Raw genomic sequence first — 11,260 nt, 5'->3', positions numbered from 1 at the left:
AAAAAACTATGGATAACTACCGTTCATCGCTTTGTTAAATCACCTGCATACCCCAGTAAAACCGCCACTTCTTTAAGTCAGTCAATGACTTGATATCAAAAGGCCCGACTTCACTTGAATTACCAACACTGACAACTGTCATTTTGCTGACACGCTTTTCTGAAGGCTGCGCTATACCCCTCTAAACAGTTTCATCCGAGTTACATCAATCGGTTTATGAGGCGCGCCAAGAATGGACGTGAGCGTATTTGGAACGGGGTATGTGGGATTGATCCAAGCCGCCGCGATGGCCGATGTCGGACACCGCGTCCTGTGCATCGACATCGACCCGAACAAGATCCGGCAGCTGCAGCAAGCGGTCCCGACCATCAGCGAACCGGGGCTGTCCGCGTTGCTCGAAGACACCATCAAGGCCGGGCGGTTGTTGTTCAGTTCCCAAGCCAGCGACGCGGTCAACCACGGTGAACTGATTTTCATCGCCGTCGGTACCCCCGCCGATGAAGACGGCTCGGCCGACCTGAGCCATGTGCTGGCAGTCACTCGGCAAATCGCCGACTTCATGGACAGCGATCGCACCCTGATCATCAAATCCACGGTGCCGGTGGGCACGGCCGACAAAGTCGCCGAGTGCGCGCGCCAGGTCCTTGAACGCCGAGGCTTGAAAAAGCTCGTCGTGCGCGTGGTGTCCAACCCCGAGTTTCTCAAGGAAGGCAGCGCCCTGGCCGATTGCATGCGCCCGGACCGGATCATCGTCGGCACCGCCGACCCGCTGGCCCGCGACCAGATGACGGAGCTCTACGCGCCCTTTTGCCGCAACCACGAAAAACTGATGTTCATGGACAACCGCAGCGCGGAACTGACCAAGTACGCCGCCAATGCGATGCTCGCCACCCGCATCAGCTTCATGAACGAGCTGGCCAACCTCACCGAACGCTTGGGTGCTGACATCGAAGCGGTGCGCAAGGGCATCGGCTCGGACCCGCGCATTGGCTATCACTTCATCTACCCCGGTTGCGGCTTCGGCGGTTCATGCTTTCCCAAGGACCTGCGCGCCCTGCTCCACACCGCCGAACAAAGCGGCATGCCACTGCGCTTGCTGCGCAGTGTCACCGACGTCAACGACAGCCAGCGACACATCCTGTTCGGAAAACTGGCGCTGCAATTCCCCGATGGCCTGGCCGGCAAGTCGATTGCCATCTGGGGCCTGGCCTTCAAGCCCAACACCGACGACATGCGCGAAGCGCCCAGCCGCTACCTGATGGAGGCGCTGTGGCGCGAAGGCGCCCGGGTCCAGGCCTATGACCCCGAAGCCATGTCCGAATGCCGCCGTCTCTACGGCTATCGCAAAGACCTGAACTTGTGCGCCACCCGCGACGACACCCTGGAAGATGCTGACGCGTTGGTGATCTGCACCGAATGGAAAAATTTCCGGGTGGTGGACTTCGACCTGCTGGCCAGCAAACTGCGTGCGCGGGTCATCATCGATGGCCGCAACCTGTACAACCCCGAACACCTGGCCGCCGCCGGGCTGCTGTATCGCGGCATCGGCCTGCGGCACACCGTGCCGAACCTGCCAACCCAAGGGCCACAAGCGTGAATATCCTGGTGACCGGCGCGGCCGGTTTCATCGGCGCCCATTGCGTGCTGCGACTGCTGCGCGACGGGCATCGGGTGTGCGGGCTGGACAATTTCAACGACTACTACGACCCGCAGCTCAAGCACGACCGAGTGGCCTGGGTGAAAGACCAGGCTGGCGAGTTCCCCCTGGCCCGGATCGACCTGGTCGACGCATCGGCCATCGATGATTTGTTCCAAACCCGCCGCCCAGAGGTGGTGATTCACCTCGCCGCCCAGGCCGGGGTGCGTTACTCCCTGGAAAACCCGCGGGCTTATGTCGACAGCAACCTCACCGGGTTCCTGAATATCCTGGAAAGCTGCCGCCGGCATCCGGTCAAGCATCTGATCTACGCCTCCTCCAGCTCCGTCTATGGCGCCAACCCGCGCATACCGTATTCGGTGCAGGACAACGTGGACCACCCCCTGTCGCTGTACGCGGCCAGCAAAAAAGCCAATGAACTGATGGCCCACAGTTACAGCCATCTGTTCGGTACTCCTTGCACCGGCCTGCGGTTCTTTACGGTGTACGGCCCTTGGGGGCGGCCAGACATGTCGCCCATCCAGTTTGCCCGCGCCATCGTCGAAGACCGTGTGCTGCAGTTGTTCAACCATGGCGAGCACCAGCGCGATTTCACCTACATCGACGACATCATCGAAAGCATCGCCCGGCTGATCGAACAACCGCCCCACGTCACGCCGCTGCGGGATCACGAACCACCGGACCCCGCCACCAGCCGTGCGCCCTGGCGGATCTACAACATCGGCGGCCAGCACCCGGTGGCACTGCGCACCTACGTGGCGCTGCTGGAAAAACACCTGGGCCGAACCGCCCGCATCGAGCTGCTGCCGCTGCAAGCGGGGGATGTGCTCAATACCTGCGCCGACGCCAGCGACCTGGCACGGGCCACCGGTTTCCGGCCCGGCATCACGCTGGACGACGGCCTGGGCCGCTTCGTCCAGTGGTTCCTCGATTACTACGCATTTCCCATCGCCCACGCGCCGTTCACGGCTGAACTTCAGCGGAGGACCTATGACCCATCATGAGCAAGACATTCCGATCGATACCCGCGGACGCGACAAACGTGTCGACCCCGATCACCGCAGGCGCCTGGACGCCGCCATCCACCGACAAGGTCGTGGCTGGCTGACCGGTCGCGACGGCGGTCGGCCCTGGACCGTCTCGCGCACCAACCGGGTGGTGGCCTGCCTCGGCGCACTGGCGATCCTGGTGATGCTCTGCCCGCTGCTGCTGGGCCTGGCCCTATTGGTCAAGTTCTCCAGCCCCGGCCCAGTGCTGTTCGTGCAGAAGCGCACCGGCTACCGGGGCCGGGTTTTCGGCATGTACAAGTTCCGCACCATGGTCGCCAACGCCGAAGCCCTCAAGGAGTCGCTGCGCCACCTCAACAAGCACGGTGCCGATGCCATCGACTTCAAGATCGACAACGACCCACGCATTACCCCCATCGGCCGATTCCTGCGACGCAGCAGCCTCGACGAACTGCCGAACCTGATCAATGTAGTGACTGGCGACATGCGCCTGGTGGGCCCGCGGCCGACCTCGTTCAACGCCTATCGCTACAAGGACAACCATCTTGTGCGCCTGAGCATTTACCCCGGCCTGACCGGCCTGTGGCAAATCTCCGGGCGCAGCAATATCGACTTCGACCAGCGCGTGGAATTGGACCTCAGCTACATCGCTGAACAAAGCCTGTTGTTGGATTTGAAGATCCTGATGATTACCCCCTTCAAAGTTTTCAGCGGCCACGGAGCGAGTTAAATGGACGGCTCAACGAATATCCTCACCATTGCAAGCCCGAGCGAGACCAATCTGACCTCGACCGTGCTCGACCCTTCCCTGCGGATTCTGCTTCTGACGGCCGCCAACACCGGGACCGGGACCAGCACCAGCGCCATGGCGCTGGCCGCTCAACTGGCGCAGATGAGCAGCGGTCGTGTGCTGCTGGTGGACGCCAGCCAGTCACCGCACAACCTCAGCCAACAACTGGCGTTGCACAAGGAGCGCGGCTTCAGCGACCTGTTGTTCAACAGCGTGTCGCCGCCCTTGTTGCAGGACTGCGTAGTGCAGACCTCCAGCCTGCCCTTCGACGTGCTGCCCCACGGCCGTCTCGGGCGCAATGCCGAACATTTGAGTCCCGAGCGTCTGCGCCCGTTGTTCAAGCAACTGGCGATGCAGTACCGCTTCGTGGTGATCGACGCCGACGCGGTGTACTCGGCCTTCGACACCCTGGTCATGAGTACCCAGGCGGACGGCGTGGTGCTGGTGGTGCGCGGTGAAGACACCCGCTGGGAAGTGGCCCAGGCCGCCCGCCAGCGCCTGTCCCAAGCGGGCGCGAAAGTGGTCGGCAGCGTGTTCAACCGCCGCAAGTACTACATGCCCAAGTGGCTCTACAACAACCTGTAAGCCTGCAAAAGGATGACGAGATGAACGCCAGAATGCTTGTCCTGCTGTTGCTGCCGCTTGCCGGTTGCTCCAGCACCACCGATACCCGCTCGATGCCGGTGCAGATCCTCACGGCCGCACCGGCCAACGCCCAGGCCACCGACATGCCCAAGGTCGAACAGACCCTGCGGCCCCAGGACGTGCTGGATGTGATTTTTCATATCGACACCACCTCTTCCCAGGCTTACCGCGTGCAGCCGGGCGACCAGGTGGCCCTGAACTTCACCGCCGCCAGCCAACTCAACGGCACGCAACAAGTGATGCCCGACGGCACTATAGAACTGCCGGGTGCCAACACCTCGGTAAAAGTCTCCGGCCTGACCACCGACGAGGCGCGCCTGGCTGTGCAGCGTGCCTACAACCAGAAGATGCTGTTCCAGCCCAATCGCAACCAATTGACCGTCATGGTGACCAGCCCACTGTCCGGCGAGACGAGCCTGCGCAACACCCTGACCCATCCGGCCACCGGCATGAGCCGGGAAATCATCGTGGGCCGGGATGGCTACGCCAGCTTCCCGGAAATCGGCGCCGTACCGTTGCAAGGCATGACCGTCACTCAGCTGGAAACCTTCCTCAACGAGCGCTATGCCCAACTGCCCGGCCACATGACGGTGGACGTGCTGCTCAAGTCCACCGGCGGCAACGAGATCTATGTCCTCGGTGAAGTGGCCCAACCCGGTTCCTACCCGATCCGCCGGCCGATCTCCGTTCTCGAGGCGCTGACCCTGGCCCGGGGCACGAACGTCAAGGCCAGGCTCGACTCGGTGGTGATCATGCGTCGCAACGGAAATCAGGTTGAAGCCCGCCACTACGACGTGGAGAAGGCCCTGAGCGGAGACGCCTCCCAGATCGCCTACCTGCAGCCGGAAGACATGCTTTTCGTGCCCAAGACCGGCCTGGCCAAAGCCGGTGAAATGGCCCGGCAATTGGCCGATGTGGTGCTGTTCCAGGGCGTTGGCGTCAGCTTCGGCTACGACCTCGACAAAAGCAGCGACAGCAACTGACCCAGGTGACCGATCATGAACCCCAAGGAAAACTATCTGCACGAGTTCTTCAGGATCTTCTTCGCCAACAAGCAGTGGGTGAAGCGCGTCTTCCTGATTTTTGCCGTGATCGCCCTGGTGCTGCCGTTGATGCTCAAGCAGAGCTTCGACATCACCGCCCAGGTGATCGTCCAGTCGAAAAAACTTTCCCAAGGCGACGCCACGACTTCACTGAACCAGGAAAACGCGACGTTCGTTCCACCGTCACTGGCGGACATGGAAACCGAGAGCAACATCCTGCGCTCGCCGGCGTTGATTCGCGAAACCATCAAGACGCTGCGCGACCAGGGCGAGTACACCCCAAGTCCGGGCATCCTCAACAAGTGGGTGAGCGAACCGCTCAAGCGCTACGTCACCCAGCCATTGCGTGAGTACGTCATCAATCCGTTGCGCGACGGCTTGGGACTCGAGGTCGATCCGGTACGCGACACCGTGCTCGATACGCTGACCGACGAGGCCATTGAAAACCTGAAGATCGAGACCTTGCCCGGCTCCAACGTCATCTCCATCGTCTACAGCTTCGGCGACCCGGCCCAGGGCACCCGTTTCGTGGCGCAACTGCTGGAAAACTACCTCACCGGTCGCCAGGACCTGCAATCGATAGAGTTGCCCCAGACGTTCTACGAGCAGAAAAAAGTCCAGTACCAGACCCGCCTTGACGGTTTGGAGGGCAACCGCCTGACGCTGCTTGAAGGCGTGGGTTCTTCCGATCCCAAGGAAGAAATCACTTTTCGCTTGAATGCGATCAACACCGAGGAGCAGGCCCTGAATCTGTTCCAGGACCGTCTGCTGCAAGGCCAACGCTGGCTGGATTACCTCAAGACCAGCCTGGCGGCGGCGAACAGCGCGCGATTCAACGACTACACCTTCCCCTTCACCTTCACCACCACCATGGACAACATTGCCTTCGAAGATCGGGAAATCAGGCAAATGAGCGAGCAATTGACCAGCCAGGTCAGCCGCTACCTCAACGATCTGGCGATCTTCCAGCCCAGCAGCGAACCCATGCTGCTGGCCCGGGAGCAGATCATGCGCACTCGCCAGCAATTCCTCAAAGTGGTGAACAACCGCATCCAGGAACGCACCACCGACCTGGCGGTGGTCAGTTCGGTGATCAACCAGAAGGTCGAACGTATCGCCGCCTTCAAGGAGCGCATCCACCAACTTCAGGAAACCCAGAGCAAGCTGCGGCAGATGGACACCGAGATCAACGCCCTGCATGCGGCGTTCTCCACCTATGCCCAACGGTTCGCCGAAGCCAGCTCCGCCCGTTCGCTGGACAACGACCTGTCCAACGCCCGGGTACTGAGCCCGCCATTCGAGCCCACCTCTGCGGCGTTTCCCAAGCCGATGCTGATCATCCCCTTCGGCTTGTTCAGCGGCCTGCTGTTGGCGATCGCCCTGGTCTATGTGCGTGAGTTCTTCGACCATCGCTTCAAGCATCCGGCGCAAATCGGCCACCAACTGGACCTACCGGTGCTGCTGGTGATCAACGAGCAGTCGCCCGAGCAGATCAACCCGCACCGCAACTGGAGCGTGCCCAGCCTTGTCCATTGGGTGAAAAATTGAACGCGCCGTTCAGCCCGTCCCACCGCAGCCGCCCCCTGTCGATCATTCATCTGCTCGGCAGCAGTGGCTTCTATGGGGCCGAGCGGATGCTGCTCGATCATTGCGTGGCGACACCCGGCCAGCATCAGGTGCTGTTCCTGGCGGCGCCGCCGACCTTGATCACGCGGTTCCGCCAGGCCGGGATCGACTGTCACCCCTGCGCCAGTTGGCCCGAACTGTTGCAGCATCTGCGGCAACGGCGCGCCGAGCGACCGCTGATCAATACGCACAACTTCAAGGGCCTGTTGTTCGGCTGGGCCGCGGCGACCCTGTTGCGCCTGCCGTTGGTGATCACGCAGCACGGCTTTACGCCGCGCAGCCCCAAGCAGCGGTTCTATACGTGGTTGAGTCTGCAACTGTGCCGTACCGCGCCGGTCAAGCGCGTGGTGTGCGTGGCCGAAAGCATCGCGGCGCTGCACCGCCAGGCCAGCGTGAACGCGGAAAAACTCGACGTGATCCCCAATGGTCTGCCGGCCGTCACGACGCCGCTGCCCCATCGCGACGACAGGCAACGCTGGCGGGTCGGCTACGTCGGCCGCTTGAGCAACGAGAAAGGCCCGGACCTGTTCCTCGACGCGATGATTCCGTTGTGCAAGCGCCATGCCTCGCTGCACGCGGTCATGCTCGGCGACGGGCCGGAACGCCAGCCCTTGCTCAAGCGCATCGTTGACGCCGGGCTGCCCATGCGCATCGAATTGCCCGGTTATCAGACGGACATGAACGACTGGTGGAGCCGTCTCGATGCGCTGGTGATCAGTTCACGCACCGAAGGCACGCCGATGATCCTGCTCGAAGCCATGCAGGCCGGCGTGCCCGTGGTGGCGTTCGGCGTCGGTGGCATTCCCGATATCCTGCAAGACCGCCACAACGGCCTGCTCGCCGCGCCGGCCGACAGCAAGGAGCTGGCCCGCCAGATCGAAACGCTGTTCAGCGAACCGCACTTGGCGCGGCTCCTCGCCGACAACGCGCGCCGCACCCAACGCGACCGCTACGACCTGCGCACGCTGACCGAACGCTGGTCGCAACTCTATATCCGCACGGCACGGGAGGCTCGGCCATGATCGTCCCGCTCTCGATCGTCGGTCTGCTGGGGCTGGTGTGCCTGGCATTGCTGGCCAGTCCTTATCCGTTTCTCGCACCGGGTGCAGTGCTTGGGCTGGTGGGTGTCGCTGTGCTGTACCGCAAGCCCGCCTGGGGTTTGCTGGGCATTGCCGCGCTGCTGCCGTTCGAAGGCCTGTTCAAGGACAACGCGTTTTCCGGCAGCAAATTTCTCGGCGTGGCGCTGATCCTGATCTTGATGCTGCAGTTGGCGTTGCACCAGATCCCTGCGACGCGCTTGCGTAGCAATATCTGGAAGCCATTGCTCGGCTTCATGGCGTTGTACGGCCTGAGCCTGTTGATCTCGGAAAACATGGACCTGTCCCTGACACAAATGCGTGAACTCGCAGTAGGGCCGATTTTGTTCATGATCACGTTGTTGATCAGTCGCGAGCTGAACCTGGAGATGTTCGCCCGGCTGATGACAGTGAGCGTCGCCGCGACCTGCGTGCTCGCGATGTTTTCAGCCAAATACCAGGAACAGGGCCGCGCCTTGGGTTTGCTGGAAGACCCGAACGCCTTTGCGTTGTTGATTGCGTTTACCGTACCGCTGGCATTGTTGTTGACAATACGCAGCCAGAACCTGCTGCACCGGTTGTTCTGGGGGGGCGGTGTCATCCTGTTGTTGGGTGGAATGACCAAGACCGAATCGCGTTCAGGACTGGTCGTGTTGTTGCTGACGCTGATGATCGGGTTGTATCACTATCGGGCGCAGCTACCGCGCGTGCGTCCTCGTCACCTGGGGTTCGCGATGCTCGGCCTGGCACTCATGGTCCCAGCGACTATCGCCTTGATGCCTGCTAGCTACGTGGCACGCATCCAGTCATTGAGCATCCTCAGCTCCGGCACCAACGACCACAAGGACGGATCCCTGGGGCGCCGCGCCTCCTACATTGTGGTGGGCAGCCAGATGATCCGCGAGAAACCAATACTCGGTTCTGGCCCCGGGACGTTTCCGCAGCACTACGCCCCCACCGGCTACGCCAAGGCGTTCTCGGCCAATCGCAAACTGGGGGATCTGTATCGTGAGGCCCATAACACCTACCTGCAAATCTTCAGCGAAATCGGCGTACCAGGCGGCTTGATGTTTGTCGGCATGATTGGGCTGGGCCTCTACAACCTGGTGCGCGCGCGCCAACTCTGGCTCCAGCGCCGGGACTGGGCCCAGGCGGACCTGTTGACGCACCTGGGCATGAGTTTCCTGTCGCTGGCGTTGTTCCTGATGTTCCTCAGCGCGCCGAACCACAAGTTACTGTGGATCATGCTCGCCTTGTCCAGCATATTGCGCTACGACGCCGAGCAGGCCGCGCCGCAGGAGGCCCGTTCATGAGCCGCGTCAGTATCGTCATCCCGATGTACAACGAGGCCCGGCACATCGGCCGCACGCTGCTGGCCGCACAACGGGCCGCCAATGCCGCCAGTCTTGCGTGTGAGTTGATCGTGGTCGACAACGGCTCGCAGGATCAGGGCCCGGAGATTGCCCGGCAGTTCGGTGCGCAGGTCCTGGTGATTCCAGGTGTGCTGATCGGCGCCCTGCGCAATCGCGGCGCGCAGGTTGCCAGCGGTGAATGGCTGGCCTTCATCGACGCCGACATCGAAATGCCCGAGGACTGGCTGACGCATTTGCTGGGGTTGGAGACCGCAGACGTCGCCGACGTATTCGGCCTGGACTTGTACACCCCCGCGCAAGCCCCCTGGTACGCCACGGCCTGGCATCGGCGGAGCTCGCTCCCCTTGCGACATACCATGCAGCGCGTGGATTGGCTGCCCACCTCCAACCTGCTGATGCGCCGCCAATGGTTCGACAGGGCCGGCGGGTTCAACGAGACGCTGCGCACCGGTGAGGACAAGGACTTAACCTTGCGCCTGACGGCCAAGGGCGCACGGTTATTGTCGGTCAATGAATACACCGCCCTGCACTGGGGCTACGAAATGAACTGGCGCGAGTGGATGGGCAAGGAGTTGTGGCGCCAGGGCAGTCTGGTGCAATTGCTGCGTACCAACGGCGTGAGCCTGCGCCTGTTGCGCTTCCCGATGTTGGCGATGCTTGTCTGGCTGCTGGACTTGCTGGCGATCTTCGCGCTGGTCGCTGGCGTTCCTCAACATGCACTCATGCTGGGGCTGTTGACGACCGTGCCGGGGTTGGTGCTGAGTTTGCACCAGAGCCACAAGCACCGTAACCCGCGCCTGACCCTGCAGCTCTGGGGCCTGCACTGGGTACGCCTGCACCTGGCCGGCGCCGCGCTCATCCTCAGCCTTTGTCATTGGAAAGCAAGGAGGCCTGCCCGTGGCTGAGTTCATTTTCTGGTTGTGCCTGTTACTACCGGTATACGCCTACCTGGGTTACCCATTGCTGCTGACGCTCGCCGGGCCATTTTTTCCCAGACTCAGGCCCGAGCCTCTGCCTGCGCAACGGGTCAGTGTGATCGTTGCCGCGCACAACGAACAACGCAATATCGAGAACAAACTGCGCAATCTGCTGGCCCAGGACTATCAGGCCACCAGCCTGCAGATCGTTGTCGCCAGCGACGGCTCCACCGACCAGACCGTGGCCCTGGCGCGCAGCTTCGAAGATCCGCGCATCGAGGTACTCGACTTGCCGCGCCAAGGCAAGAACAGCGTGCTCAACGCCGCGGTCAGTCGTTGCACCGGCGATATCCTGGTGTTTACCGACGCGGATGTTCACTGGCTCGACGGCACGTTGGAGCGCCTGCTGGCACCGTTTGCCGACCCTGGGGTCGGCGGTACTGTCGGTAATATGAACATTCCCGTCCCGGGCTCAGGCCTGAGCGTGGGCGAAAGCCTGTACCGCCACTACGAAGCCTGGCTGCGCCGGGTGGAAAGTCGCACCGGTTGCACGGTCTCGGCCGACGGTGCGCTGCAGGCGTTGCGCCGCGAGCTGTACCAACCGATTCCAGCCCTGGTCAACGACGATTTTTTTATCAATACCTGCGCACCGATCACGGGCAAACGCGTCGTCTACGTCGACGACGCCAAGGTGCTCGATCAAGGCGTGGACGAAGCCGGCCGACAGTTCAGCCGCCGCCAGCGCGTCACCGTCGGCGGCCTGATCAGTCTGGCGGCCCGGCGTGAGCTACTCAACCCGCTGTGCCATGGCCTGTACGCCATCGCGTTGATTAGCCACAAGCTGATCCGCCGGCTGGCGCCGGTACTGTTGCTGCCCCTGCTGGTGGCCAACCTCTGGCTGCTCGATGAGCATGGTTTCTATCGCCTGACCCTGTCTGCCCAGCTACTCGGCTACGCCTTCGCCGTGGCCGGCCTGCTGGACGTGCGTCACCGCTTGCCCAGACCGTTTCGCCTCGCCGCGTTCGTGCTGGTGACCCTGGCCGGCATGGTCGCCGGCCTGTGGCAGTTCCTGCGCGGGCACAGCTACAACCAATGGACCCCCGATCAGACTCGATGAGTGCCTGAC

General features: G+C 62.3%; 10 protein-coding genes. All 10 read left to right on the top strand.

Annotation, left to right across the window (positions count from 1 at the left end; genetic code table 11):
- Positions 1–232: 232 nt before the first annotated feature.
- Genes LOY70_RS10670 through LOY70_RS10625 form a run of 10 tightly spaced genes read left to right on the top strand, consistent with a single transcriptional unit; the run spans position 233 to position 11,251 of the window.
- On the top strand, positions 233–1,597 hold the full coding sequence (locus tag LOY70_RS10670) for a UDP-glucose dehydrogenase family protein (protein ID WP_123341861.1): 1,365 nt from the start codon (positions 233–235) through the stop codon (positions 1,595–1,597).
- Complete coding sequence (locus LOY70_RS10665; protein WP_265036133.1) at positions 1,594–2,661, top strand: NAD-dependent epimerase; 1,068 nt, start codon at positions 1,594–1,596, stop codon at positions 2,659–2,661. The genes LOY70_RS10670 and LOY70_RS10665 overlap by 4 nt, the downstream gene beginning before the upstream one ends.
- The gene (locus LOY70_RS10660; RefSeq protein ID WP_265036131.1) at positions 2,648–3,394 is read left to right on the top strand and encodes a sugar transferase; all 747 of its coding nucleotides are present in this window, start codon (positions 2,648–2,650) and stop codon (positions 3,392–3,394) included. Before LOY70_RS10665 ends, LOY70_RS10660 begins: the two co-directional genes overlap by 14 nt.
- Positions 3,395–4,039, top strand: coding sequence for a CpsD/CapB family tyrosine-protein kinase (locus LOY70_RS10655; RefSeq protein WP_123341864.1), 645 nt, complete (start codon positions 3,395–3,397; stop codon positions 4,037–4,039).
- A 20-nt stretch (positions 4,040–4,059) separates the two neighbouring features.
- Complete coding sequence (locus tag LOY70_RS10650) at positions 4,060–5,082, top strand: polysaccharide biosynthesis/export family protein (RefSeq protein ID WP_265036129.1); 1,023 nt, start codon at positions 4,060–4,062, stop codon at positions 5,080–5,082.
- Positions 5,083–5,097: 15 nt separating this feature from the next.
- The gene (locus LOY70_RS10645; RefSeq protein ID WP_265036127.1) at positions 5,098–6,690 is read left to right on the top strand and encodes a GumC family protein; all 1,593 of its coding nucleotides are present in this window, start codon (positions 5,098–5,100) and stop codon (positions 6,688–6,690) included.
- On the top strand, positions 6,687–7,790 hold the full coding sequence (locus LOY70_RS10640) for a glycosyltransferase family 4 protein (protein WP_265036126.1): 1,104 nt from the start codon (positions 6,687–6,689) through the stop codon (positions 7,788–7,790). Before LOY70_RS10645 ends, LOY70_RS10640 begins: the two co-directional genes overlap by 4 nt.
- Positions 7,787–9,157, top strand: coding sequence for an O-antigen ligase family protein (locus LOY70_RS10635; RefSeq protein WP_265036125.1), 1,371 nt, complete (start codon positions 7,787–7,789; stop codon positions 9,155–9,157). The genes LOY70_RS10640 and LOY70_RS10635 overlap by 4 nt, the downstream gene beginning before the upstream one ends.
- Positions 9,154–10,122, top strand: coding sequence for a glycosyltransferase (locus LOY70_RS10630; RefSeq protein WP_265036123.1), 969 nt, complete (start codon positions 9,154–9,156; stop codon positions 10,120–10,122). The genes LOY70_RS10635 and LOY70_RS10630 overlap by 4 nt, the downstream gene beginning before the upstream one ends.
- Positions 10,115–11,251 carry a glycosyltransferase family 2 protein gene (locus tag LOY70_RS10625; protein WP_265036121.1) on the top strand — a complete coding sequence of 379 codons (1,137 nt, stop codon included), beginning with the start codon at positions 10,115–10,117 and terminating at the stop codon, positions 11,249–11,251. The genes LOY70_RS10630 and LOY70_RS10625 overlap by 8 nt, the downstream gene beginning before the upstream one ends.
- Positions 11,252–11,260: the final 9 nt, after the last annotated feature.

The organism is Pseudomonas sp. B21-054, assembly GCF_026016345.1.
In the GTDB taxonomy this organism is placed as follows: Bacteria; Pseudomonadota; Gammaproteobacteria; order Pseudomonadales; family Pseudomonadaceae; genus Aquipseudomonas.
The sequence above is the reverse complement of the archived record's forward strand: the minus strand, read 5'-3'. Positions and strand labels throughout refer to the sequence as shown.

Coding starts and splice junctions, on each gene's coding strand:
- LOY70_RS10670 (WP_123341861.1), top strand. CDS start 233: ATGGACGTGAGCGTATTTGGAACGGGGTATGTGGGATTGATCCAAGCC.
- LOY70_RS10660 (WP_265036131.1), top strand. CDS start 2,648: ATGACCCATCATGAGCAAGACATTCCGATCGATACCCGCGGACGCGAC.
- LOY70_RS10635 (WP_265036125.1), top strand. CDS start 7,787: ATGATCGTCCCGCTCTCGATCGTCGGTCTGCTGGGGCTGGTGTGCCTG.
- LOY70_RS10650 (WP_265036129.1), top strand. CDS start 4,060: ATGAACGCCAGAATGCTTGTCCTGCTGTTGCTGCCGCTTGCCGGTTGC.
- LOY70_RS10655 (WP_123341864.1), top strand. CDS start 3,395: ATGGACGGCTCAACGAATATCCTCACCATTGCAAGCCCGAGCGAGACC.
- LOY70_RS10645 (WP_265036127.1), top strand. CDS start 5,098: ATGAACCCCAAGGAAAACTATCTGCACGAGTTCTTCAGGATCTTCTTC.
- LOY70_RS10630 (WP_265036123.1), top strand. CDS start 9,154: ATGAGCCGCGTCAGTATCGTCATCCCGATGTACAACGAGGCCCGGCAC.